Consider the following 24123-nt stretch of genomic DNA (forward strand, 5'->3'; position numbering starts at 1 on the left):
TGGACCTCGTAGGCGCCGTAGCGGCGGGTGCGGATCTCCACGGCCCGCAGATACACCGGCGCGGCGGTGTAGCGGTGCGCGATGTCGGCGCGGCACATGATCACCGCGGCGGCGCCCTCGTCGGGCGCGCAGAACATGTACTGGGTGAGCGGATAGTTCAGCATCGGCGAGTTGAGGATCTCGTCCTCGGAGATCGGCTTGCGCCGAAACGCGTTCGGGTTCAGCGCCCCGTTGCGGAAGTTCTTGGCGGCCACCCTGGCGAGGGTGTGCTGGGAGATGCCGTGGTCGTGCAGGTAGCGGTTGGCCTTCATCCCGAAGAACTTGGTGGTGATGAACTGCCCGTTCTCGGCGTACCAGCTCGGCATCCCGACCAGGGCGGGATCCTCCGTGAACGCCCCCCGGGGATGCTTGTCCATGCCGACCGCGATACCGACGTCGTAGTCGCCCAGCCGAATCGTGTCGGCGCACACCTGCGTGGCGCTGGCCGCGGTGGCGCAGGCATTGAACACATCGGTGAACGGGATCCCGGTCAACCCGACGAGGCTCACGATCGCGTCGGGGTTGGCCACCGTCCAGCTGCCCCCGACGCCGAACTGGACGTCCCTCCACTCGACCCCGGCGTCGGCCAGCGCGGCCCGGATCGCGTCGGCACCCATCTGCATCGCGGTCTTGCCCCCGAACCGTCCGAACGGGTGCAGGCCCACGCCGATGATCGCCACGTCAAACATGTCAGCGACTCCTGTTGGTCGGGGTGATTTTCGAGGCGGCGACGCGTCCGCCGGCGTGCATGTCAGCGTTGATGTCGGTGCAACCCCGGTCCGTGCTGGTTCATATACTGTAATCTTTACAGTAGGTTCTACGCGGCACAACCCCGCCCGTACCAGAGAAGGCCGGAGATCAGCAGTGGAAACCGAAACGCAGGATGTGCCCGCAGTCGACCGCTCCGCCGACTGGACCCGTGACCCGTACCCGTTCTTCGCCGAGAAGCGCCGACAGGGCGGCGTTTTCCACGGGCCGATCGTGGACTACTCCAAGCTTCCCGAGTCGATGCGACCCAAGGACATCTACGCCGCCCTGTCGTTCGATGCGGTGAACAAGGCGTTCCGCGACGGACACGTGTTCAGCTCGAGCGGCTACGACACGTCGATCGGGCTGTTCATGGGCAAAACCATCCTGGCGATGAAGGGCAAGCAGCACCGTGAGCACCGAAACCTGGTTTCTGCGGCGTTCAAGTCCAAGTCGCTGGCGCGATGGGAGCCGGCCATCGTCCGTCCGGTATGCAACGCACTGATCGACGAGTTCATCGAGTCAGGCGAGACAGATCTCGTCCGCAATTTCACCTTCGAGTTCCCCACCCGCGTCATTTCCAGGCTGCTGGGCCTCCCGGAGGAAGACCTGCCCACCTTCCGCAGGAGGGCAATTCAGCTCATCAGCTACAACATCGATTACCGGCGGGCCTTCGAGGCGTCCGCGGCCCTGAAGGAGTACTTCGCCGAGCAGATCGAAAACCGCAGGGCCACGCCGACCGAGGACATCATCGGCGACCTGGTCGCCGCGGAAATAGACGGCGAGAGGCTCGGCGACGAAGCCATCTACTCCTTCCTGCGGCTGCTGCTGCCGGCCGGGCTGGAAACCACCTACCGGTCGTCCGGAAACTTGTTGTACCTGCTGCTGACCCACCCGGACCAGTTCGCCGCGGTGCAGGCCGATCGCGGGTTGATCCCCAAGGCAATCGAAGAGAACCTCCGGTACGAGACGCCGCTGACGACCGTGCAACGGTATACGACCGAAGACACCGAGCTCGAGGGCGTCAGGATTCCCGCGCACTCGCAGGTCGACATCTGCATCGGATCGGCCAATCGCGACGAGCGCCGGTGGGAACGTGCGGAGGACTTCGACATCTTCCGGAAGCCGCTGCCGCACATCTCGTTCGCCGCCGGAGAACACACCTGCCTGGGGCTGCATCTGGCACGGCTGGAAACCCACGTTGCCCTGGAATGCATTCTCACCCGGCTGACCAACATCGGGCTTCTCACCGACGACGACCCGCACATCCACGGCCAGCCGTTCCGCTCACCGACGGCGCTTCCGGTGACGTTCGACGCCGTCGGCTGAACGCACATCGCGTCCGGCGCCGCCGAGGTGGCGCGTCGCGTGACCTCAGCGCCGCGGCATCCGGCACCCGATCGTCTTCGTCTCCAGATACTGCTCAAACCCCTCGATGCCGCACTGCCGGCCGATTCCGCTGTTCTTGTAGCCGCCGAACGGGGCGTCGGCTCCGTAGAACATGCCACCGTTCACGCCGATCGAGCCGGTACGGATGCGGCGAGCGACAGCCATTCCCCGCTCCGTGGATCCCGACAAGACCGCGCCCGCCAGCCCGTATGCGCTGTCGTTGGCAACGCGCACAGCCTCGTCGTCGTCGGCGAACGGCAGCATGACCAGGACCGGCCCGAACACCTCCTGCCGCGCGATGGGCGCACTGTTGTCGACGCCGACGATCACGGTCGGTTCCACGTAGTGACCACCGGCCAGGTGGGCAGGCAGATCATCGAAAGACCCACCACCGGTGGTGATTTCGGCGCCCTCGCGGCGGGCCTGCTCACACGCGCTGAGCACTCGCTCCTTCTGCTCGGCCGTGATCACCGGGCCGACGAGGGTCTCCGGCGAAACCGGGTCACCCACTGCCACGCCCCGAAAAACCGCGGTCACATTCGCGACCGCCTCGTCGAACAACGACTGGTGGATCAGCATCCGGGTAGTGAGCGCGCAGGCCTGGCCGGCGTGAACGCACACTCCGACCGCGGCCGGGATGATGCGTGCCGGGTTGGCGTCATCCAGCACGATCAGCGCCGACTTTCCGCCGAGTTCGAGAAACGTCCGCTTCACGGTCTCGGCGCCCCGCCGCATCAGCAGTTTCCCGACTGCCGTCGACCCGGTGAACGAGATCATGTCCACGCGCGCATCGGTGGCCAACAGCTCCGCAACCTCATTCGACGGCGTCGGAACGACATTGACCACGCCGGCCGGGATGTCGGTCTGTTCGGCGATCAGCCGGCCGAGTCGCGTTGCATTCCACGGGGTGTTGGGGTCCGGCTTGAGCACGACGGTGTTGCCGGCGGCGAGGGCGGGGCCGAGCTTGTTGAGGATGACCTCGATCGGGTAGTTCGACGGGGTGACGGCGCCCACGACACCGACCGGCTCTTTGACGACGGTGCGCACATTGCGCTCACCGAACAAGCCGCCGCCGTCGAGCAAGCGCTCCCATTCGAAGCCGTCGATCAGCCCGGCGGGATAGCGCAGCGACTCGGCCAACGGCCAGTCCAGTTGTGCGGTTCCGGTTGTCACGACAGGGCATCCGACCTCGGCGATCAGTTCCTCGCGCAGGTCCTCCTTCTCCTGCTCGAGCGCCGATTGCAGCTGCGCCAGGCACCGTTTGCGAAGCGCGCGGCCGGTCGACCAGTCCGTCTCGTCGAAGGCTCGACGGGCCGCGCCGATCGCGCGTTCCATGTCCTTCGCCCCGGCCGCCGCGGTGCTTCCCAGCACCTGGCCGGTCGCCGGGCTGACGTTGTCGAACCCGGCGCCGGAGGCCGCCCCGACCAGTTCGCCGTCGATGAGCATGCGTGACTCGGCTCGCCGGGCCACCCGCCGGCCGAGTTGCACGCTGGTCGATGTCCGGTCGTGAACGACGTCGCTCACTTGCACCTCCCGCCGGCGTGCGGACCCCCGGGCCGAGGACTGGGACGATCAACTGTAAACATTACAGTAGTGTATTCAACGTCGTTGCGCCGATCGGCGAAGCACCCTCAGGATGGTTTTTTCGGCGGTGAGTAGTCAGGCCTGCCGAGGCCGAGCGCGTACTGGGCGATCATGTTGCGGAAGACCTCCAGCGTGCCGCCGTAGATCCCGACCAACGGCGCGAAGCGGAACACATACTGTGCCGCGCCGCCATCGACGGCTCCGGGGGCTTCGATCGGAAGCGCCGACGCGGCACCGAGAATGTCCATCAAATCCGGGGCGATATCGCGCATTGTCTGCGCGGTCGCGACGCGGCCATACATCTGGGGGGTGCTCAGCGCGGCCTCCATCCGAGCGATGCTGCGCCCCAGTCGATATGCCACCGATCCGTCGTCGAGCGCCCGTCGGCCGTCCGGATTCTCCCTGGCCACCAATGCCGCCGCGGTGTCGACGGCGTCGACCATGAACCCACCCTGATGAGCCATGATCGACACGTCCTGCAGGCCGTCCGCATGGGCATCGACGACGCCGTGCTCGACGTTGAGCGGCTCGCGCAGCACCGTCCAGCCCGCGTTGACCGGCCCGAGCCGGTATTTGTCGTCGACCCGGACATCGCTGTAGTAGACGATGTTCGTGCGATCGCCGTCCACGGTGCGGATGCCCTGGATCTCGATGCCCGGCGAGTCCAGCGGCACCAGGAACATCGTCAGGCTCTTGTGCTTCGGCGCCTCGGCGTCGGTGGTGGTGATGAGGAAGACGTATTGGCAGTTGTGCGCGCCGGTGGTGAACATCTTGGATCCGTTGACCACCCAGCCGTCGCCGTCGCGCACGGCGCGTGTCTTGCATGTCGCGACGTCGGATCCGCCCTCGGGTTCGGTATAGCCCAGACACAGCCTGACGTGCCCGGTGAGCACGCCCGGCAAGACCTCTTCCCGCAGTTCGGGGGAGCCGAACTTCTCCACCGAGTGCGCGACCATCATGGTCGTGCCCCAGGTGACCCACGGCACGTGAGCCCGTCGCTTCTCGAGGTGCCACAGGCGACGCCGCACCCGGTTGAGGCCGCCTTCGGATTCGGCTTTCAGCTCGGCGGCCAGCCAGCCGTCCGCGCCCATGGCGAGGTGTACGCCTTCGTCGAAGTTGTCGCCGGTTTCGCGATCGCGACGCCTGACGTCCTCGGTGACATGAGCGCGGAGAAAGGACCGTGCGTCGTCGAGAAACGCGCGATCCTCATCGGACAGTTCCACTCTGGAGAAATCCACCGGCCTACTCCCGTCCCCGTGCCTGGCGCGACGCAACGATGTCCGCGATCTGCTGAGCGCTGGCGCCGGGATCGCCGGCCGCAAGCGGCCACCCCCTCGCGCGCACAAGGTACGCGGTGGCCGCGGCTTCCACCGAAACGCCCAGTCCGCCCTGGATGTGGACCGCCATGGTCGCCGCCCTGGCCGCCTCCTCGGCCATGAACACAAATGCCGACGCCGCCAGCTCGGGCCGCTCATCGGGCTCGTTGTCGAGGTACCACGCGGCGCGTCTGGCGAGGTTTCGTCCGCCCTGTACAACGATCGCCATGTTGGCCAGCGGATGCGAGATGGCCTGCAGGGTCGAGATCGGCACACCCATCGTGTATCGGGTCTTGGCGAAGTCGGCGGCGATCATCATCGTCTCCTCGACCAGACCCACGAGTGCCGCAGCGGTCAGCACACGCCATTCATCAAGTGCCCGTTGGTAATCCGCCAGGGCGGCAGCCCCGCGTGCCAGGACCGTGCGGCTGCCGTCGGCCCCGGGATCCACCCATGCCATCGGCAGCCTGCCGATGTTGTCGACCTTGGCCGGGCGGCTGGCGAATGTCAGGCGCACCACCTCCGCCCCGTCGCGCAGGATGAGATCATCGGCGATCGAGCCGGTGGGAATCAGCCTCGTCCCCGTCACGCTTGCGACCTGCGGATCGAGGCCGACCAGCCGTTCGCCGCCGACAACGCCGGGCGTGCAGTCCGCGTCGGATGCCAGCGCTGCCAGCCGTGCCAGCAGCCGGGCGGCACAGACGTGATCGATCCACGGAACGGGCGCAAGCGACCGCCCGATCTCTTCGGCCACCAGCGTGAGGTCGACCAGGCTCGCCCCATCTCCTCCGCAGGACTCGGGCAGTGCCATCGTCGTTGCGCCCGTCGCGCACAGTCGCTCCCAGAGGCTCTTGTCGAAGCCTGCAGGCTCGGCGGCGCGAACAGCGTCTATCGAGCAGTGAGTCTTGAAGAACTTCGCATACGACGATTGCAGATCCGCCTGGTCTTTCGACAGGCTGTAGTCCTCCCTGCGCAATTCGTAACGATCCATTCACCGCTCCTGTTCGTGTTCCGCATCGGCGCCGCGGGCGCCGAAGAAGAATTCGTGCGCGTTGTTGTGGAGGTAGTTGTCCAGCACGTCGGGGGGCAGATCGAGCGCCGCGGCCTCCGGCACGACGCGGCGCATCCGCAGCACCGGCCAGTCCGACGCGTAGATCACCTTGTCGCGACCACGGGTCCGCATGTAGTGCAGCAGGCTTTCGGGCAGGCGCTTGGGTGACCAGGCCGAGGTCATCAGCCGAAGGTTCTGGTATTTCAGCATCAGCCGGATCGCGACGTCCCACCACGGGTCGGCTCCGTGGATCATGCAGAGGCGGAGCTCGGGGAACCGCACGCACACCCGGTCGAGATGGATGGGGTGCTGAACCTCGCCGGGGATCGGGGGTCCGGGCAGTCCGGTGTTGATGCACAGGGGCAGGTCGAGGTCGGCGCACCTGGTGTACAGCGGGTAGTAGACGGCGTCGCTCGGCGGGTATTGCCCGTCACCCCAAAAGCTGGGTCCCACAACGGCATAGACGACCGGCAGATCCTTGACGACCGCAGCCAATTCCCTCAGCGACGGGATCGGACGCAACAGGTTGACACCGCCCATCGCCAACGCGAACCGGTCCGGCCTGGCCGCGACGAATTTCCGCGCGGTCGTCGACGGCTTCGCGAGCGAGTCCATCAGGACCGCCTTCTGCACGCCCTGCTCATCCATCTCGTCGAGCAGCTCGGACATGTCGACCGGCTCGAACATCGACCGCGGGCCCTTGAAGTAGTCGTCGGTGACCTTGAGCATCCATGTCGGCTGACTCTCGGATTCGCCGAAGTGCACGTTGACCAGGCAGTCAATGGCTTTACGGGTCATGTCACGGCTTTACGGGTCATTTCATGGCTTTACGGGTCATTTCATCATTCGACATCGCGCGGTCAGGCCCCGAGCGGGGGCATGCCGTGCCACGGCGGACCTGGCCCAGCGATAGTCCGCCTTGCCGTTGCCGAGCCGGCGGACCCGCTCGACGAAGATGAACTCCTTGGGCGCTTTGAAACCCGCCAGCTGTGCGGTGCAGTGGGTGTAGAGCAGCTCCCGGGCGACGTCGACATCGCCGTGCAACGCGACCAGCGCCACGATCTCCTCGCCCCACCGCTGGCTCGGCCGGCCGACCACGAGCGCATCGGCGACGCCGGGGTGAGCCCGCAGAACTTCTTCGACCTCTTCGACGAACACCTTCTCACCGCCGGTGTTCACGACAAGCGAATCGCGTCCGAACAACCGGAGGGTGCCGTCCTGTTCGACGGACGCCCGGTCTCCGGACACCACCACCCGCCGGCCGTCGATCTCCGGGAAGGTGTCGCGGGTGGCTTCGGGGTCGTTGAAGTAACCGAGCGGAATCCGCCCGGTCCTGACCACCCAGCCGACCTCCCGCTCACCGGGGTGCAGGAACCGGGTGCGGTCCGCGGAGGCGACCGCACCGCCGGTCCTGAATTCGAAGGTGTCGCGATAGGTTCCGCGCCGGCTGTGCCCGAAACCCATGTTCCCGGTCTCCGATGAGCCGTAGCCGTTGATGAGCGTAATCCGCGGCAGGCAGTCCAGCAGCGCGCGTTGATATTTCGGGTTTGTCGCGGCACCCCCGGTGCCGATGGCGTACAGCGACGACAAGTCGTAGGGATGCCGCCGCAGTTCCTCGACGAGCGGCCCGGCGTAGGCGTCACCGACCATCGTCATCATCCCGACTCTCTCGCGTTCGGCTGTTTCGCACACGGTCCGCGGGTCGAACTTGGTCGCGGTGTCGTACAAAACCACCGGCGTGCCGTTCATGATCGCCGCAAACGCGGTCCACATGCCCGCGGCATGCATCAGCGGCGAAACGGCGAACCAGGGCGGCCCGGTTTGGCGCACCTTCGCGTGGATCTCGGCCGCCGACGCGTGGTCCGCGCCGACCATCGACACCACGTACATGTCGCTCTGCCGCCACAACACACCTTTCGGGCGGCCGGTCGTGCCTCCGGTGCACATCATGATCAGGTCGTCGGGCGAACCCGTCACGTGGTGGTCGATGTTCCCCCGGGCCAACGCGTCGTCCAGGGTCACCGCGCCGGGGAGTTGCGGAGCCCCGCTGTCATCGTCGATCGACACCAACAACTCGGTGCTGCCCGGGGGCAGCACGTCGGCGAACCGCGCGCCCAACGACCGGTGATAGATGATGCCCCGCGGTTGCACATATTCGAGGAGCTCGAGGATCTCGCGTGGCGTGTAGTGGTGGTTGATGTTCACCGGGACCGCGCGCGCCTTGAGACACCCGATCACCATGTCGGGGTAGAGATCGTTGTGCATGATCAGCGCGACGCGGTCCTGGCCACACTCCCACCGGTCGAGGGTCTGCCGTTCACGATGCGCGCCGAAGCCGTTGTCGACGAGGAAGTTCGCGAGTCGGCGGGTCCGGTCCGCCGATTCGGCGAACGTGCTTCGCCGATCCCCGCATACCGTCATGAGCCGGTCGGGGATCACCTCGGCAATGGCGTCGAGGACCGCGCCCAGCGTCCATTCGGTCATCGGCGGTCCCCCGACGTCATGCCGCCGACGCCACCTTCAGTCCCAACAGCTCCAACGCGTTCTCGCGCATGACCTTGCGCACATCACCCTCGCTGAATCCGGTCAGCTCATCGGTGAACGCCAGCGGTGACTCCAACCCTTCGCCGTGTGGCCAGTCGGAGCCGAACAGGATGCGCTCAGCGCCGATCCTGTCCGCCAGCAGCGACAGGTCTTCCTCGTAGTACGGCGACACCCACACGTGCCGGCGCAACGTGTCGACTGGATCGTCGGGGAACCATCGCGGCTGCTGATTCGACACCTTCTTCAGCCGCTTGGCCAGCCGATGCACCCACTCCGAGCCGTTCTCGATGCTGGCCACGCGCAGCCCGGGATGACGGTGGAACACGCCGTGGACGATCAGCGACGCGATGGTGTCGTGAATCGCGCGATCGTCGACAACGATCTTGTCCAGCGGATCGGGCGCGGCGAAGGCCTCGAACCTGTCCTTGCCGCCCCACATGCCCGCGATCTTCAGATATCCGCTGTCGCCGAGATGAAATGCCACCGGCACATTGGCCTCCGCGAGGCGGGCCCAGACCGGATCGTGGTCGCGATGCCCCAGCGAGCGGGGCTTGGGCACGCCCGGCACGGGGGCCGGCCGCACGTGTAAAACCTTTGCGCCACGCTCGAGAACGAACTCGACCTCCGCAACGGCCTTTTGCGGATCGGCCAGTGAAATCATCGGCGCGGCGATGACCCGGTGATCCGGCCTGTCGAAGCCCCAGTCCTCGTCGAGCCAGAGGTTGAAGGCATGCAGCGACGCCATCGTTGCCTCGATGTCGTCCTTGAGCGCCTCCTCGACACCGCAGCCGAAGGTCGGGAACATGACGACCGTTTCGATGTCCTGGCCGTCGAGCACCGCGACCCGGGCGGCCCTGTTCCGGTACTCCGGGCGCAGTTCGAGTTCTTCGACCTTCATCAGCGAGGCCGGGTCGACGCCCTCCGGTATCTCGCCACGGAAGAGCAGGTCCAAGCAGCCGGGCACGATGATCGGGTCGAACGTTGGGTTCGGGATGAACCGGTTGACCCGGTCCCCCATGATCGCCTGGGTGTGCTTCCCGTCGCTGACCATCTGCACGCCACGGCGGCGGAACTTCTTGTCCAGATGCCGGGTGAAGGCATCCAGCGGCTCGTAATAATGGTTGTCGACGTCGATGGCCTGGTAATCAAGACCGCCCATGATCATCCTTTCCGGTACCGGAAATTGTCGTCACGCCACTGCCTGCCGGTGGGCCAAGCGGCGGAAATCTCGGTGATCTCTTCTCGAAAAGCTCATGATCCCCTCGATGACATCGGGCCGGAGCAGCGACTCGTGCATCGAAGTCTCCGCTCGCGTGCGGCGCCTCCTCGGGCGGGGCCACTGTGTGTACATACTGTATACCTATCGGTAGCGTGTTCCGCAACGGCGTGGGCGTTGCGGCCGCTCACCGCTCGATGAGCCCGAAGCGCTGGTAGGCGGCCCGGATCTGGTCGCGTGCCCCGGACGGAAGGCCGGCCTGCGGGGGACGGGAACCGGGATAGTCGCCCACAGGCAGGCCCAGCACCGACGCCGCGTACTTGAACGCGGCGCCCCAGTGGGTGAAGTAGTCCGGACGTCCCGGATAGCAGGTGAACCACGACCGGATGTCGACGCCGAACTGGTCCAGACCCGACTCGACGGCGTAGTCCATGGCCTCGACGAGCTTGTCGTTCCAGATGAGGTCCCAGTACTCGGTGAGGATTCGCCGCCGCGGCGTCTCGTAGAGATAGCCCGCCGTGCCGAGCTGGGCCGGCCCGACAATGCCGGCACGCAGCCACCCCGCGCGGTACACCGTCGTGTCGCATTCCCAGATGACCAGCTCGGGCGCCAACTCGTGGAGCAGGCGGCTGTTCGCCGGCCGGAACGCGCCCTCCTTCGTCGCACAGACCGCCGGGATCTCCTCGACGATGCGTGCGCTCTCGGCGGCGTTGAGGACATAGCCCGACGACGGCGAATTGAACATCCCCAGCGCGATATCGGTGCGATCGCTGATGTAGCGAAAGAACCGCAGAACGCCCTCACCGGCGTGAAGTTCCATCATCGGCGTCTGGATGTAGACGACGTCGGCACCGGACTCCTGGGCGTGCAGTGTCAGTTCGAGGCAGTCCTTGGCCGAAAGCGCTGCCGTGCACGACTGGATGACAACGTCGGGACTGATGGCCCGCGCCTCGTCGACGGCAACCTCCAACAGCCGCTTGCGCTCGGCGATCGTCAGAGACCAGAACTCCGCGACACCGCTTGTCACCCACAGCATCGGATGCCGCAGATCGCCGACGCAGTGGCGCACGAGCGCGCGGTAGGCGTCCCAATCGATGTCGTCCCCGTCGACTCCGGAAAACGGCGTGTACAGGGAGTCGCCGATCCCTCTCAGCGCGGTGTGGGCCCACGCACGCGCGTCGGTCGCCTTCGGCATCATCAGCTCCTTTGCAGCGTGGGTAACGCTCAGGTGAAATCACTGCCACCGTCGACGTTGACATTGGCGCCGGTCATGTAGGAATTGCGTCGCGAAGCCAAAAAGGCGACGACAGGGCCGATTTCGTCGGGCAGGCCGGCTCGGGGCAGGTGAGCCGGGTGGCCGAAGTGCTTGGCGATGGCGTCCATCAGCGCATAGGGGTCGTGGCCGTCGACACCCACCGACGACGCCCAACCGACCAGCGACTCCGATGCGATGCTGCCCGGTGAGACCACGTTGACCAGAATCTCATCCGTTGCCAACAGCAAGGACAGGTTCTTGGAGATGCTGTTCACCATCGCCTTGGCGGCGGTGTAGGCAGGCAACATGACGCTTTGCCGCTGCGTCGAGTGCGCGGAGAAGTTGACGATCCGGGCCCACGCCGCCCGGCGAAGCAGTGGAAGTGCCGACCGGACACAGTGCACCATCCCCAGCACGCCGTCGTCGACGGCTTGTCGCCATTGATCGTCGGTCAGGTCCTCGAAGGTGCCCACCGCGCCCGGCCCGACAGCGTTGATCAGCACATTGAGCTCGCCGTTCCACCTCGCGCCCACCTCGGCGAACACCGTGTCGACCTGCCCGACATCCCGGATGTCCGCGACCAGTGGAAGCGCATCCGGGCTGCCACGACGGATCAAGTCCCCGGCGGCGTCTTCGGTGACCTGTCGTGAACGGCCGACGATCGCCACCCGCGCACCATCTTCGGCGAAGCAGCGTGCGGTGGCCAGACCCATTCCGCGGCCACCGCCGACCACCACCGCGGTCGCGTCCTTCAGGCCCAGATCCATGGCGCTGCGGCGAGGCGTCAGCGCGGCTGGAATCGCTGCGCGCCGTCCATGCGGACGACTTCGCCGTTGACGTAGCTGTTTTCGAGCATATTTCCGCAATGCGTTGTACATGTCACCAGTAGGACATCACCTTCGAACGGCACAGCCTCTCCTCACGACAATTTATCAGAAAGCTTACTATAGTTGTTACGGTAACTGAACGCGGGCGCCCCGGGGCGGGACACGCAAATCTCGCCACGGACTTTGCTGAGTGCCCAAACGGTATGCTTACCGGTAAGGTTGACAGGTGACGGAGGTGGCCCAACGTGGCTAAACAGGCAACCACCGAAAAGCGTCAGCGGCGCGAACGCGGGTCCATCAATCCCGACGACATCATCGACGGCGCATTCGAACTCGCCGACGAGGTTTCCATCGACAACTTGAGCATGCCGTTGCTGGGCAAGCACCTCGGTGTGGGTGTGACGAGCATCTACTGGTACTTCCGCAAGAAGGACGACCTGCTGAACGCGATGACCGACCGCGCGCTGAGGAAGTACGTCTTCGCGACGCCCTACGTCGAGGCCAGCGACTGGCGCGAGTCGCTGCGCAACCACGCCCGCATGATGCGTAAGACCTTTCTCAGCAGCCCGATCCTGTGCGATCTGATTCTGATCCGGGGCGCGCTCAGCGACAAGGCGCGGCGGCTGGGAGTCGAGGAGATGGAGAAGGCGATCGCAAGCCTGGTGGAGGCGGGTCTGTCACCGGAGGACGCGTTCGACACGTACTCGGCGGTGTCCGTCCACGTTCGCGGGTCGGTGGTCCTCGAGCGCCTCTCCGAGAAGACGCGGGCGTCGGGGAACGGCGGCCACGAGATCGACGAGCCCTCGGCGATCGATCCGAAGACCACCCCCCTGATCGCCAAACTCAGCGCGAAGGGTCACCACATCGCCGCCGCGGACGAGAACAATTTCGAGTACGGCCTCGAGTGCATCCTCGACCATGCGGACAGGTTGATCGACGACAGGTTGATCGAAAGGGGCGCGAAGGCGACCAAGCCACCCGCCCCGCGACGCACGCGCAGCTCGCGGTAGCCGCGTTCCCTTGAACGACCGCCCGATCGCGGGCCGACGGCCACGCGTCGCGCGCCCGCGGCTACCGCGGCTTGGGCTCCGGCACGTGAAAGTGCTCGTCGCGCAGGCGGAACGCCTCCTTGGTGCCGTGCTCCGCCCGGGTCTTGACGAAGTTGAATTCGCCGGGCGCGAACTGCAGGTTCGTGCCAAAGGCGTGGAACAGGTAGCTGGCGACTTCTTCGCCCTGGTACGCCTGGCTCTGCTCGACGAGACGAAACGCCTCCTTGGCGATCACCACCCCGTCGGCCGGCATCCTGGCCGCTTTCTCCGCCCAGTACCGCGCCCGCGCCGTGACGACACCGGGCTCGCACGTCTCGGTGAAGATGCCGAGGTGCTCGACCTCGGCCGCCTCGATGACGTCGCCGGTGAGCAGCAGACGCCGGGCGAGGACCGGCCCGAGACGGTGGAAGAACATGTGCAGACTGCCAAGCGCCGGGCCCAAAAAGCGCGTCGCGGGCATGCCGATCCTGGTGTCGCGCGCGACGACCGAGATGTCGGTCATCAGCGCCATCTCGAATCCGCCGCCGAGCGCAAAGCCGCTGATCTCGCCCACCGTCACCTTGGGGAAGCCCATGAAATTGTGGTAGAAGGCGAACGATTTGCGGTCCACGCTGAGACGACGCCGCTGGCTCGGGCGGCTCCCGGCCGAGGGCTTCTCGTCGTCGGGACGCTCGCCGTACCACCCGTATGCGTTGTTCATGTCCGCGCCGGTGCTGAACACCCCCTCCGCTCCGCGCAGCAGCACCACGGTGAGATCGTCGTCTTCGGCAACGCGATCCAGGCAGCGGGCGAGGCTGTCACGCATCGCGGCATCGTAGGAATTGCGCTGCCGGGGGTTGTTCAGCGTGATCGTGGCGATCCGCTGGCCGGGATCGGAGTCAAAGAGAACCCGATCGTCTCGAGGCCCCGAGCTTGTCGTCATCCGGAACTCCTTGTCCGCCGCTTGGCGTATCGGTATCCGGCGAGCTTGCCGGGAGGCAACGCCAGCGTCGTCAGCTCGCCAACGCAAAGCACCTCGTCGTCGAGGATCAGCCGAGCCGTCGAGCCGATGCCCCCCGCGATTTCCGACCGGACGGTGTCGAATCGCAGTTCGGTCAGGATCGGTGTCGGACGGCGGAACCTCACGTGGAGCGAGCGTGTCTTGCCGGAGAGCCCGGCGGCACAGTTCTGATGCTGGGTGACGCAGTCGAAGAAGACCCCGAGAAAGCCGCCGTGCACCAACCCCGGCGGTCCCTCGAACACCAGCGGAAAGCTCACCGTGCCCGAGGCCGTGTCGGCGCCGAGGTGGTCGAACCGGTATTCCGGAAAGCACGGGTTGAACCCGCCGATGTCGAAGGCGTGGGAAAGATACAGCCGCTGGGTGTCCTTCGCCTCCGGACCGATTCTCGGTGCCGCGTCAGGCGACGCCGCGGCGGCCAGCTCGCGTTCCCACTCGGCGAATCGGTCCAGCATCATGCCCACCGTGGGGTTGTCATGCTCCAGCGACAGCAGCAGCCCGGAGAGCCGGCGAATCGCCGCGGCCGCCGCGGTCGTCTGGGCAAGCGGTCGCTCGCCGAACCGCGGAAAAGCCTCGCCGGTCACCTCATCGGCGGTCATGGACGGTGTTCCTTCCGGTGCGACTCGTTCCGCCACCAGCCTTTCCTTGCTAGGTTGTACAGAATAGCAATCGTATTGCCTACTGTATGGGTCACCGTATAGGTAGAGAGGACACGATTCAACGGTGAGCGAAGACGTCGAGCCGTCTGCGGCGCAAGGCTCGGTCACGGTGCACCGCAGCGACGCGGTGCTGCGGGTGGTTCTCGACCGGCCGGCGAGGCGCAATTCGTTGAGCCAGGTGATGATCGGGACCCTCGTCCGCGCCCTGACCGATGCCGCGACCGACGACTCGCTGCGCGCGGTGCACATCCGCGGAGCCGGCGACGACTTCTGCGCGGGCGCCGATTGGGTGGCCGCCAACAGCGGCGGAGAGGCCCGGCCGCGCACAGGTGATCTCGTGCGCCGCATTCCACACACCGCCCACCGGGTGATCGAACTCGTCTCCTCGATTCAGCTACCGGTCGTGTGCAGCGTCCGCGGGTGGGCGGCCGGCCTGGGCTGCAACCTGGCCCTCGCCGCCGACTTCACCGTGGCCGGCGCCGACGCGGTGTTCTGGGAGCCGTTCCTGGCTCGTGGCTTCAGCCCCGATTCGGGGTCCACCTGGCTGCTGCCCCGGCTCGTCGGTCTGGCGCGCGCAAAACAGATGCTGCTGCTCGGCGACAAGGTGAGCGGCGCAACCGCGGCGGACTGGGGCCTGATCCATCGCAGCGTCGATGAGGCAGAGCTCGACAACGCCACCGAAGACCTGCTGACGCGACTGGCCGCCGGCCCCACCGTGGCGATCGGGCTGACCAAGCAGGCTATCGCGCACGCTGCGCACGCGACGCTGAGCCAGGCCATGACACAAGAGCTGGTCAACTTGGAACTGTCATGCCGGACGGCCGATTTCAAGGAAGGCCTGGCTGCGTTTCGCGACCGGCGCGAGCCGGAGTTCCACGGCCGATGACCGACGAAGGGCACCCTCATGTCTTCTAAGTCGTTCGACACCATCAAATACGAGGTTGACGGCCACACCGCCACCATCACACTCAACCGCCCGGATGCCCTCAACGCGCTCAGCCCGCACATGATCACAGAACTGCGGGCCGCGTACGCCGAGGCCGAGAGCGACGAGGCGGTGTGGCTGCTCATCGTCACCGGCACCGGGCGGGCGTTCTGCACCGGCGCTGACGTGAAGGAAATACCCGGCGACGGCAAGGTGATCAACCAACAGCCGTATCTGTCCACCTACGAGCAGTGGGAAGCGCCCCAGGAGGGCACCCCGCCGTTCCGCACGATGACCAAACCGGTGTTGGCCGCCATCAACGGGCTGTGTTGTGGTGCCGGACTGGATTGGGTCACGACCGGAGACATCGTCATCGCGTCGGAGAACGCGACCTTCTTCGACCCTCACGTCAGCATCGGGTTGGTCGCCGGGCGTGAAGTCGTGCGCCTGGCGCGGGTGCTGCCGCGCTCGGTCGCGCTGCGGATGGCCTTGATGGGCAAGCATGAGCGGATGAGTGCCCAGCGCGCGCTCGAACTCGGAATGATCAGCGAGATCGTCGAGCACGACCGCCTGCTGGACCGCGCCCACGAGATTGCCGGCATCGTCAACTCCAATGCGCCGCTGGCGGTGCGCGGCACCCGGTTGGCCATCCTCAAAGGTCTCGACCTGCCACTGCACGAAGCCGAGATGCTGGCCGAGTCCTTCCGCGAACGCAACCTCCACACCGAGGATTCGCTCGAGGGGCCGGCGGCGTTCGCCGAAAAGCGAGCCCCCAACTGGCAGTGCCGATGAGCGCCGCGTTCGAAACGATCTTGCTGGAGGTGGACGCGGCCGACCGCGTCGCCACCATCACGCTGAACCGGCCCGAGGCGCTCAACGCGTTCAACCGCACGATGTGCGACGAGATGGCCGCCGCCTGGCGCATCGTCAAGCTGGACGAGTCCGTCAACGCGGTGGTGCTGCGTGCGGCAGGCGAGCGGGCGTTCAGCGCCGGGTTGGACATCAAGACGCCCTACGGCCAACCACTCAACGTGTGGAATCACGAAGATCCCGGCGAAGCGCTCAGCCCGAAGTGGCAGAAGATGTGGAAACCCGTGGTGTGCGCCGTGCACGGCATGTGCACGGCGGGCGCGTTCTACTTCCTCAACGAGTCCGACGTCGTCATCTGCTCGACCGACGCGACGTTCTTCGACTCCCACGTCAGCGCGGGACTGGTCTGCGCGCTCGAGCCGGTCGGGCTGATGCGGCGCATCGGTCTGGGCGAGGCGCTGCGCATAGCGCTGATGGGCAACAACGAAAGGGTCGGCGCGCAGACCGCACTGCGGATCGGGCTGGTGTCGGAGGTCGTCGGCCGCGACGAGCTCTGGGGGCGCGCACACCAGATCGCGAAGACGATCGCCGCCCACCCGCCGTCGGCGACCCAGGGCACCGTGAAGGCGATCTGGGAGTCGCTTGACAAGCCGTACCGGGCGGCGATGGAACAGGGACTCATCTACACGCGGCTCGGCAATCCGATCGGGAAGGCCGAGCTGGCCGCTCAGACCAATGACGACGGCGCCATCGCGATCGAGCCGAAGATCCGGTGATGACGCGTCACCCGCTCAGCCAGCGCATCGCCGACGTCGTCGAGCTTCGGCCCGGCGCGCAGGCGCTGGAGTTCGAGGGCCGCTGGGTTTCCTGGGGCCAACTCGGCACCGCGGCCCGCCGCGTCGAGTCACTGGTCGACAACTGCACCGGGGCCGAGGGGGCGCAGATCGGAATCCTGCTGCGCAACCGGCCCGCCCACGTCGCCGCCTTTCTCGGGGTGCTGCTGGGCGGAGGATGCGTGGTCGTCATCAACCCCTCCCGCGGCGACGACCGCACCAGGGCCGACATCAGCGCGCTGCGCCTGCCCATGATCATCGGCGAGCCACCCGACGTGGAAAGGCTCGTGACGCCGACGCCCTGGACAACCGTGGTCTCGATGCCAGGCCCCGACGCGCCACCGCAGGTGACCTCGGCAAGCGGGCGGACCGAGCACATCCACGCGGGCAGACCGGGCGTTGCGGTGCGGATGCTGACCAGCGGCACCACGGGGCCGCCCAAGCGGATCGACCTCACCTACGACATGCTCGCGCACAGCGTGATGGGACCCGATCGGGTGCAGCTGCGGCGAGGTATCGCGATCGTCAACGCCCCGCTGGTGCACATCGGTGGGGTCTTCCGCGTGCTGCAGTGCGTCACCGATGCGAGATCCTTCGTGCTGCTGGAGCGATTCGAGCTCGACACGTGGGCCGATGCCGTGCGCAAGTATCGGCCCCGCGCCGTCTCCCTGGTGCCCGCCGCGCTGCGGATGGTGCTGCACTCCGACATTCCGCAGGAGGACCTGGCGAGCATCCGCGCCGTCACGTCCGGCACCGCACCGCTGTCAGCCGACGACGCCGACGCATTCACCGCGAAATACGGCATTCCCGTTCTGACATCCTATGCCGCAACCGAATTCGGCGGCGGGGTCGCCGGGTGGACATTGGCTGACCATCAACGCCATTGGCGCGCTAAGCGGGGCAGCGTGGGCCGCGCCAACCCCGACGCCCGGTTGCGGGTGGTCGACGACGCCGGCACGCCGCTCGGTCCCGGGCAGGCCGGCGTGCTGGAGGTCAGGCCCGGTCAACTGGGGCCGTCCGCCGACTGGATCAGGACCACCGACCTGGCGCGTATCGACGAGGACGGCTTCCTGTGGATCCTCGGACGCGCCGATCAGGCGATCATTCGCGGCGGCTTCAAGGTCATGCCGGACGACGTGCGCACCGCGCTGGAAGGGCACCCCGCGGTGCGGGGCGCCGCGGTGGTCGGACGGCCGGACGACCGGCTCGGCGAGACACCGGTCGCCATGGTGGAGTTGCGTGACACCGAAACCGCCGACGTCGCCGAACTTCTCGAGCACCTGCGGACACGGTTGGCACCCTATGAGGTCCCCACCGACATCGCGATCGTCGACGCCCTCCCCAGAACACCCTCGGGCAAGCCGGATTTGAGCGCGATCCGCCGTCACTTCACCCAGGCCGTCGGCGCGGCGCGGGGCGAGCATGAGCGCTAACGCACTGACAGTCGGCAACGTTCTGCGTGAGCAGTCACGCGACCGGGGCGACCACACGCTGCTCGTCTGCGACGACGAGCGCATCAGTTACGCCGGCGCGGACCGTCGCTCGGCCGAACTGGCCCGCGCCCTGGTCGGACTGGGCGGCGGCAAGGGCACACATGTCGGCCTGCTCTTCGGAAACGGGGTTCCGTTCATCGTCGGCATGCTGGCCGCCGCGCGGATCGGAGCCGTCGTCGTACCGTTCTCCACGTTCTCGACCGCCCGGGAGCTCGAGCAGCAACTCGCCGACAGCGACGTCGCGATCCTGCTGGCCGCGGAGTCGTACCGGTCGCACGACTATCGGGCGCGGCTGGCCGAAATCCTCAACGAGGATGACTACGACGCCGACGGCCGGGTGTTCAGCAGCATCGCGCCGCAACTGCGCCGGGTGCTGTTCGGCGATGCCGCACCCGCCGCCGGAGTGGACGCGACCATGCTCTCGGCGCTCGAACACGATGTCGACGGCGCGGATCCGGTGGCCATCATCTATACCTCCGGTTCGACGAGCAGGCCAAAGGGAGTGGTGCACACCCACGCCGCCCTGCTGGCACATCAGCAGAACCTCAACTCGATTCGCGGCCTCGGCCCGAAGGACACGCTGTTCTGCAATTCGCCGTTCTTCTGGATCGGGGGGTTCGCGTTCGGGGTGCTGGCCACGCTGGCCGCGGGTGCAACCCTGGTGTGCTCCAACGCAACTGACGCGGGCGCCGTGCTCGACGTCATCGAAGCGGAAAAGCCCAATGTCACCAACGGGTTCCCGGCCGGGGTCGCCGGCCTGGCCCGCCACCCGAGCTTTGCGCGGCGCGACCTGTCGTCGGTGCGCCGCGGCAATCTCTACCCCATCATGGCCGCCGACGCGCGACCCGCCGATCCCGAATTGCGGCACAACATGCTCGGAATGACGGAGGCGGGCGGTGTGCTCACGATCAGCGGTGACGACACCGACCAGCCGGAAAGCCGGCGCGGGTCGTTCGGCAAGCCGGCGCCGGGCTTCGACACCAAAATCATCGAGCCCGACGCCGGGCGGGTCGTCGAGCGAGGTGAGATCGGCGAGTTGTGTATCCGCGGCCCATACGTCATGCAGCGCTACCACCGGCGCAGCCGGGAGGAATGCTTCGACGCCGACGGGTGGCTTCACACCGGCGACCTGGTGCGCGCCGACCGCGACGGGTTCTTGTACTTCATCGGCAGGCGCGGGTCGATGATCAAGACCGCCGGGGCCAACGTCTCCCCCGCGGAAGTGGAGAAGGCGATCGCGAAGGTCACCGGGGGAATGGCCGCCTATGTCGTCGGGATTCCCGACGACCAACGCGGCCAGGTGGTCGGTGCGGTGATCGGGCTCGACGAGGATGTCGACGTCGACGTGACGTCCCTTCGCCACGACCTCGAGGCCGAATTGTCGTCGTACAAGATCCCGAAGCGGTTCGCGGTCCTGCGGCGCGACACGATTCCGCTGTTGCCCAGCGGCAAAGTCGATCTGGCAGGCCTGGTGAAGGTGTTCGATGCGTGACGACACCGTCCATCGACTCCTCGAGGACCGCGCCGCGCAGGACGCCGACAAGTTGATGCTGATCGACCCCGCCGACCGGATGACCTACGCCCGGCTCGACGCCACCTCCCGTGGACTGGCGGCCGGCTTCATCGATGCCGGTGTCGGGAAGGGAACGCGGGTCGGCTTGATCATGCCCAACGGGGTCCGGTGGGCACAGACCGCCCTGGCACTGATGCGGATCGGCGCCGTGCTGGTCCCGCTGAGCACCCTGCTGCAGGCGCGCGAACTCGTCACCCACCTGCGGGTCGCGTCCGTGCAGTTCCTGATCGCCGTGGAGCAGTTCCGGGGCCACCGCTATCTCGACGAACTGCGGTCGGAGTTGGCCGCGCCGGATCTGGGCGCCGGGACCGGCTATTGCCCTGCGCTTCCCGCCCTGCGTCAGGTGTGCACCGCCGAGAAGCTGGCGACGATGCGCGGCGGCGACGGTGCCGCCCGGGTCGTCGATGCCATGGCCGAGTCGGTCTCGCCCAGCGACACCCTGGTCATCCTGTTCACCTCCGGAAGCAGCGGCCCACCCAAAGGGGTCGTCCACTCCCACGGCAGCGCGATCGGCGCGGTACGGTCCGGACTCGCCGATCGATGCGTCGAACCCGACAGTCGCCTCTATCTGCCGATGCCGTTCTTCTGGACCGGCGGATTCGCCGGGGGAATGATGACCGCCCTCGTCGCCGGCGCGACCCTGGTGACCGAACCGGTTCCGCGCCCGCAGGCGACCTTGCGGCTGCTGGAGCGCGAGCGGGTCACACTGTTCCGGGGCCGGCCCGACCAAGCCGAAGCGCTGGCGCGCCAGTCGGACGCGACCGGAGCGGATCTGTCGGCGTTGCGGCCGGGCAGCCTGGAAGCCATGCTGCCGCCGGCGATGCGGGCGCAGCCCGGCGCGCGGGCCAATCTGTTCGGCATGACGGAGTCGTTCGGCCCCTACTGCGGCTACCGCGCCGACACCGACATGCCGCGGTCCGCGTGGCGCAGTTGCGGTAAGCCGTTCGAAGGCATGGACGTTCGGATCATCGATCCGTCCAGCGGACAGCCACCGGCCGCGGGAGCGGTCGGCGAGATCCAGCTGCGGGGACCACACATCCTGCGCGGCATATGCCGACGCAGTCGAGAGGACGTCTTCACCGTCGACGGCTTCTACCCGACCGGCGACCTCGGGCGCTTCGACGACGACGGGTTCCTGTTCTACCACGGCCGGTCCGACGACATGTTCAGGGTTCGCGGCGCGAGCGTGTACCCGAGCGAGGTCGAACAAGCCCTGCGGACGATCGACGGCGTCAAGACTGCCTTCGTCACGAATGTCGGTGATATACACGGTGAACACCTCGCGGCCATGGTGGTGTGCGACACCGCCACCACCACCGCCGAAGAGCTGCGCAGCTCCGCACGCGCGGTGCTCAGCTCCTTCAAGGTGCCCACCGTTTGGCTGCTGACAGATTCCGACGACGCGATCCCCCGCGGATCGACCGGCAAGGTCGACATCCGGCGACTGCGGGAGATGTTGACCGGCGCACAACCACTGGAGGCGAGCCGATGAAGACCAAGGGCGCTCTGATCTGGGAGTTCAACCGGCCCTGGTCGGTCGAGGAAATCGAGCTCGGCGATCCCCGCCGGGGCGAAGTCAAGGTGCAGATGGAGACCGCGGGTCTCTGTCACTCCGACCACCACCTGGTCACCGGTGACATTCCGACGGCCGCCTTTCCGGTCCTGGGCGGTCACGAGGGTGCCGGCGTGATCACCGAGGTCGGCGACGACGTCGAGGACCTCGCCGTCGGCGACCACGTCGTGATGTCGTTCATCCCGTCGTGCGGCAAGTGCCCGTCCTGCCAGGTCGGCCTGCGCAACCTGTGCGACCTGGGCGCGGGTCTGCTCTCGGGAGCTTCCGTGTCCGACGGCACGTTCCGCGTCCACGCGGGCGGACGGAACGTCATCCCGATGTCGTTGCTCGGCACCTTCTCGCCCTATGTGGTCGTGCACCGGTCTTCTGTGGTCAAGGTCGACCCGTCGATCCCGTTCGAGGTGGCCTGCCTGGTCGGCTGCGGGGTGACGACGGGCTACGGATCGGCGGTGCGCACCGCCGCGGTCCGCCCCGGCGAGGACGTGGCGATCATAGGCGTCGGCGGCGTCGGCACCGCGGCCCTGCAGGGCGCAGTGATTTCGGGGGCGCGGCGCATCTTCGCCGTCGATCCGTTCGAATGGAAGCGCGAGCAGGCGTCGAAGTTCGGAGCCACCCACGTCTATCCCGACATCACGGCCGCGCTGGCCGGGATAGCCGAGGTGACGGCGGGCGGCATGTGCAAGAAGGTGATCGTGACCGTGGGCGTGGCCGAGGGCCGTGACGCTGAACCTGGGCGGCCTCACCCTCTTGCAGAAGAACCTGCAGGGCAGCATCTTCGGCGGCGGCAATCCCCAGTTCGACATCCCCGAGGTGTTGACGCTGTACCAACTGGGCGAGCTCAACCTCGACGACATGGTGACACGGGAGTACGCCCTCGAGCAGATCAACGACGGCTACCGCGACATGCTCGAAGGCCGCAACATCCGCGGCGTCATCCGCTACACGGACGCAGACCGATGAGCGTGCGCATCGCCATCGTGGGCGCCGGATTCGCCGGGATCTGCGCCGCACTCAAACTGCACGCCGCAGGCCACAACGACATCGTCGTCTACGAGCGCGCGCCCGATGTGGGGGCACCTGGTTTCGCAACTCATATCCCGGAGTCGCCTGCGACGCGCAGTCGCATGTGTACAGCTACTCCTTTGCCCAGGAGGTCGACTGGTCGCGGCGATTCGCCCCCGGGCCGGAGATTCAGTCCTACCTGCGCGGATGCGTCGACGACGCCGGCATCAGCGACCTCATCCACACGGGCGCAGAAGTGCTCAGCGCCCACTGGACCGGCGATGACTGGCTCATCGAGTTGGCTGACGGACGAACCGACCGTGCCGATGTGTTCATTCCCGCCGTCGGTCAGCTGTCGGTTCCGTCGGTCCCGAACCTGCCCGGGCTCGCGGAATTCCGGGGTCCCCCACACTCACCGGCAGGAACGTCACGCTGGTCACCGACGGAATCGACGAGGTCACCGCCCACGGCATCGTCACCGCATCCGGCGAGCACCCCGTCGATGTGATCATCTTCGCGACGGGGTTCGAGACCACGCCGTTCTTGACCAGCCTGAGGATTCACGGCCGCGCGGGCATGGCACTGAGCGACAAGTGGGCCGACCGCGAGGGGGCCTTCCTGGGCCTGTCGGTTCCCGAATTTCCCAACATGTTCCTCATGTACGGGCCCAACACCAACCTCGGATCGGGATCCATCATCTACATGATCGAGGCGCAAGCCGCTCACATCGTCGAGGCGGTCAACCTCATCTCCCGCGGCGGCCGCGCCGTCGTCGAAGTGACCGAAGATGCCTACCGAAAGTTTCTGCAGGACAACGACGGACGACACAAAACGGCGGTGTGGTCAGGGTGCCGGAGCTGGTATCACGACGAGACGGGACGCGATACCCACAACTGGCCATGGACGATGAGCAGCTACCGCCGTCGCACGCGCCGACTGCGTCGCGGTGACTACTCGGTCCAGCTCATTTCAGCGCGTAGCCGATCGGCAGGTGCTTGAGCCCGCCGACGAACGTGGTCGCGACATACTGCGGCGAACCGGTGAGCTCAATCGAGCGCAGGCGCGGCAGCAACTCGGTGAAGAAGCTGTTGATCTCCATTCGGGCCAGTGCGGCGCCGAGGCAGAAGTGCACCCCGTAGCCGAAGGCGACGTGCTTGTTGGGGTCGCGGCCCACATCGAATCGGAACGGCGCGGGGAAGACATCCTCGTCGCGGTTGCCGGAAACATACGACAGCAGCAGG

Annotated in this window: 21 protein-coding genes and 3 pseudogenes; 12 read left to right on the top strand and 12 right to left on the bottom strand. The window is 66.9% G+C overall.

Annotated features, from left to right (window positions below):
- Positions 1-728, bottom strand: a pseudogene (locus VKG81_RS14410) (thiolase family protein); the annotation flags it as partial.
- A gap of 175 nt (positions 729-903) precedes the next feature.
- On the opposite strand from VKG81_RS14410, the gene VKG81_RS14415 reads away from it, so the two are divergent.
- Positions 904-2115, top strand: coding sequence for a cytochrome P450 (locus VKG81_RS14415; protein WP_324397018.1), 1212 nt, complete (start codon positions 904-906; stop codon positions 2113-2115).
- 45 nt (positions 2116-2160) lie between these two features.
- Here VKG81_RS14415 and VKG81_RS14420 read toward each other — a convergent pair whose 3' ends face one another.
- The 8 genes from VKG81_RS14420 to VKG81_RS14460 all read right to left on the bottom strand — a co-directional run bounded on the left by VKG81_RS14420 (position 2161) and on the right by VKG81_RS14460 (position 11908).
- Positions 2161-3699 (bottom strand): aldehyde dehydrogenase family protein, encoded by a 1539-nt coding sequence (locus VKG81_RS14420; protein ID WP_324397019.1) that lies wholly within the window; start codon positions 3697-3699, stop codon positions 2161-2163.
- Positions 3700-3806: 107 nt separating this feature from the next.
- Positions 3807-4997, bottom strand: coding sequence for an acyl-CoA dehydrogenase family protein (locus VKG81_RS14425; protein ID WP_324397020.1), 1191 nt, complete (start codon positions 4995-4997; stop codon positions 3807-3809).
- Between the two features lie 4 nt (positions 4998-5001).
- Positions 5002-6066 (bottom strand): acyl-CoA dehydrogenase family protein, encoded by a 1065-nt coding sequence (locus tag VKG81_RS14430; RefSeq protein ID WP_324397022.1) that lies wholly within the window; start codon positions 6064-6066, stop codon positions 5002-5004.
- Positions 6067-6924: an amidohydrolase family protein gene (locus tag VKG81_RS14435; RefSeq protein WP_324397024.1), complete on the bottom strand. Its 858-nt coding sequence runs from the start codon at positions 6922-6924 to the stop codon at positions 6067-6069.
- Between the two features lie 36 nt (positions 6925-6960).
- Entirely contained in the window at positions 6961-8610 is a 1650-nt protein-coding gene (locus tag VKG81_RS14440; protein WP_324397026.1) for an acyl-CoA synthetase, read from the bottom strand.
- A 16-nt stretch (positions 8611-8626) separates the two neighbouring features.
- Complete coding sequence (locus VKG81_RS14445; protein WP_324397028.1) at positions 8627-9829, bottom strand: amidohydrolase family protein; 1203 nt, start codon at positions 9827-9829, stop codon at positions 8627-8629.
- 244 nt (positions 9830-10073) lie between these two features.
- Positions 10074-11081 carry a dihydrodipicolinate synthase family protein gene (locus VKG81_RS14455; protein WP_324397030.1) on the bottom strand — a complete coding sequence of 336 codons (1008 nt, stop codon included), beginning with the start codon at positions 11079-11081 and terminating at the stop codon, positions 10074-10076.
- A 29-nt stretch (positions 11082-11110) separates the two neighbouring features.
- Positions 11111-11908, bottom strand: coding sequence for an SDR family NAD(P)-dependent oxidoreductase (locus tag VKG81_RS14460; RefSeq protein ID WP_324397031.1), 798 nt, complete (start codon positions 11906-11908; stop codon positions 11111-11113).
- A 305-nt stretch (positions 11909-12213) separates the two neighbouring features.
- Between VKG81_RS14460 and VKG81_RS14465 the strand changes: the two genes are divergently transcribed.
- Entirely contained in the window at positions 12214-12978 is a 765-nt protein-coding gene (locus VKG81_RS14465; RefSeq protein WP_324397033.1) for a TetR/AcrR family transcriptional regulator, read from the top strand.
- Positions 12979-13039: 61 nt separating this feature from the next.
- On the opposite strand, the gene VKG81_RS14470 is transcribed toward VKG81_RS14465, so the two are convergent.
- Both VKG81_RS14470 and VKG81_RS14475 read right to left on the bottom strand, forming a co-directional pair.
- Positions 13040-13939: an enoyl-CoA hydratase/isomerase family protein gene (locus tag VKG81_RS14470; protein ID WP_324397035.1), complete on the bottom strand. Its 900-nt coding sequence runs from the start codon at positions 13937-13939 to the stop codon at positions 13040-13042.
- Positions 13936-14613: a hypothetical protein gene (locus VKG81_RS14475; protein WP_324397037.1), complete on the bottom strand. Its 678-nt coding sequence runs from the start codon at positions 14611-14613 to the stop codon at positions 13936-13938. Before VKG81_RS14475 ends, VKG81_RS14470 begins: the two co-directional genes overlap by 4 nt.
- 124 nt (positions 14614-14737) lie before the next feature.
- On the opposite strand from VKG81_RS14475, the gene VKG81_RS14480 reads away from it, so the two are divergent.
- The 10 genes and pseudogenes from VKG81_RS14480 to VKG81_RS14520 all read left to right on the top strand — a co-directional run bounded on the left by VKG81_RS14480 (position 14738) and on the right by VKG81_RS14520 (position 23881).
- Positions 14738-15559 (top strand): enoyl-CoA hydratase/isomerase family protein, encoded by an 822-nt coding sequence (locus VKG81_RS14480; protein ID WP_324397039.1) that lies wholly within the window; start codon positions 14738-14740, stop codon positions 15557-15559.
- An 18-nt stretch (positions 15560-15577) separates the two neighbouring features.
- Positions 15578-16390, top strand: a complete 813-nt coding sequence (locus tag VKG81_RS14485; protein WP_324397041.1) for an enoyl-CoA hydratase/isomerase family protein — start codon at positions 15578-15580, stop codon at positions 16388-16390.
- Positions 16387-17184, top strand: a complete 798-nt coding sequence (locus VKG81_RS14490; protein WP_324397043.1) for an enoyl-CoA hydratase/isomerase family protein — start codon at positions 16387-16389, stop codon at positions 17182-17184. Before VKG81_RS14485 ends, VKG81_RS14490 begins: the two co-directional genes overlap by 4 nt.
- A complete protein-coding gene (locus VKG81_RS14495; protein WP_324397045.1) occupies positions 17184-18674 on the top strand; it encodes a class I adenylate-forming enzyme family protein in 1491 nt (496 codons plus the stop codon). Before VKG81_RS14490 ends, VKG81_RS14495 begins: the two co-directional genes overlap by 1 nt.
- Positions 18664-20226, top strand: coding sequence for a class I adenylate-forming enzyme family protein (locus VKG81_RS14500; RefSeq protein ID WP_324397047.1), 1563 nt, complete (start codon positions 18664-18666; stop codon positions 20224-20226). The genes VKG81_RS14495 and VKG81_RS14500 overlap by 11 nt, the downstream gene beginning before the upstream one ends.
- A complete protein-coding gene (locus VKG81_RS14505; protein WP_324397049.1) occupies positions 20219-21799 on the top strand; it encodes a class I adenylate-forming enzyme family protein in 1581 nt (526 codons plus the stop codon). The genes VKG81_RS14500 and VKG81_RS14505 overlap by 8 nt, the downstream gene beginning before the upstream one ends.
- Positions 21796-22840, top strand: a pseudogene (locus tag VKG81_RS14510) (alcohol dehydrogenase catalytic domain-containing protein). Before VKG81_RS14505 ends, VKG81_RS14510 begins: the two are co-directional and overlap by 4 nt.
- Positions 22837-22941 (top strand): annotated as a pseudogene (locus VKG81_RS21540) (NAD(P)-binding protein); the annotation flags it as partial. The pseudogenes VKG81_RS14510 and VKG81_RS21540, both read left to right, overlap by 4 nt.
- Before the next feature lie 65 nt (positions 22942-23006).
- Positions 23007-23390: a hypothetical protein gene (locus tag VKG81_RS14515; protein ID WP_324397051.1), complete on the top strand. Its 384-nt coding sequence runs from the start codon at positions 23007-23009 to the stop codon at positions 23388-23390.
- Positions 23387-23881: a hypothetical protein gene (locus VKG81_RS14520; protein WP_324397052.1), complete on the top strand. Its 495-nt coding sequence runs from the start codon at positions 23387-23389 to the stop codon at positions 23879-23881. The genes VKG81_RS14515 and VKG81_RS14520 overlap by 4 nt, the downstream gene beginning before the upstream one ends.
- Here VKG81_RS14520 and VKG81_RS14525 read toward each other — a convergent pair.
- Positions 23847-24123, bottom strand: a 277-nt coding sequence (locus VKG81_RS14525; protein ID WP_324397054.1) for a cytochrome P450, incomplete at its 5' end; no start/stop codon positions are given. The two genes, VKG81_RS14520 and VKG81_RS14525, sit on opposite strands and share 35 nt — an antisense overlap.

It is taken from the genome of Mycobacterium sp. (assembly GCF_035314905.1).
Lineage (GTDB): Bacteria > Actinomycetota > Actinomycetes > Mycobacteriales > Mycobacteriaceae > Mycobacterium.

What these genes read in the sequence shown, in the direction of transcription:
- VKG81_RS14445 (WP_324397028.1), bottom strand. Translation starts at nt 9,829, where the DNA reads ATGGGCGGTCTTGATTACCAGGCCATCGACGTCGACAACCATTATTAC.
- VKG81_RS14460 (WP_324397031.1), bottom strand. Translation starts at nt 11,908, where the DNA reads ATGGATCTGGGCCTGAAGGACGCGACCGCGGTGGTGGTCGGCGGTGGC.
- VKG81_RS14500 (WP_324397047.1), top strand. Translation starts at nt 18,664, where the DNA reads ATGAGCGCTAACGCACTGACAGTCGGCAACGTTCTGCGTGAGCAGTCA.
- VKG81_RS14495 (WP_324397045.1), top strand. Translation starts at nt 17,184, where the DNA reads ATGACGCGTCACCCGCTCAGCCAGCGCATCGCCGACGTCGTCGAGCTT.
- VKG81_RS14455 (WP_324397030.1), bottom strand. Translation starts at nt 11,081, where the DNA reads ATGCCGAAGGCGACCGACGCGCGTGCGTGGGCCCACACCGCGCTGAGA.
- VKG81_RS14440 (WP_324397026.1), bottom strand. Translation starts at nt 8,610, where the DNA reads ATGACCGAATGGACGCTGGGCGCGGTCCTCGACGCCATTGCCGAGGTG.
- VKG81_RS14430 (WP_324397022.1), bottom strand. Translation starts at nt 6,066, where the DNA reads ATGGATCGTTACGAATTGCGCAGGGAGGACTACAGCCTGTCGAAAGAC.
- VKG81_RS14470 (WP_324397035.1), bottom strand. Translation starts at nt 13,939, where the DNA reads ATGACGACAAGCTCGGGGCCTCGAGACGATCGGGTTCTCTTTGACTCC.
- VKG81_RS14505 (WP_324397049.1), top strand. Translation starts at nt 20,219, where the DNA reads ATGCGTGACGACACCGTCCATCGACTCCTCGAGGACCGCGCCGCGCAG.
- VKG81_RS14490 (WP_324397043.1), top strand. Translation starts at nt 16,387, where the DNA reads ATGAGCGCCGCGTTCGAAACGATCTTGCTGGAGGTGGACGCGGCCGAC.
- VKG81_RS14435 (WP_324397024.1), bottom strand. Translation starts at nt 6,924, where the DNA reads ATGACCCGTAAAGCCATTGACTGCCTGGTCAACGTGCACTTCGGCGAA.
- VKG81_RS14475 (WP_324397037.1), bottom strand. Translation starts at nt 14,613, where the DNA reads ATGACCGCCGATGAGGTGACCGGCGAGGCTTTTCCGCGGTTCGGCGAG.
- VKG81_RS14485 (WP_324397041.1), top strand. Translation starts at nt 15,578, where the DNA reads ATGTCTTCTAAGTCGTTCGACACCATCAAATACGAGGTTGACGGCCAC.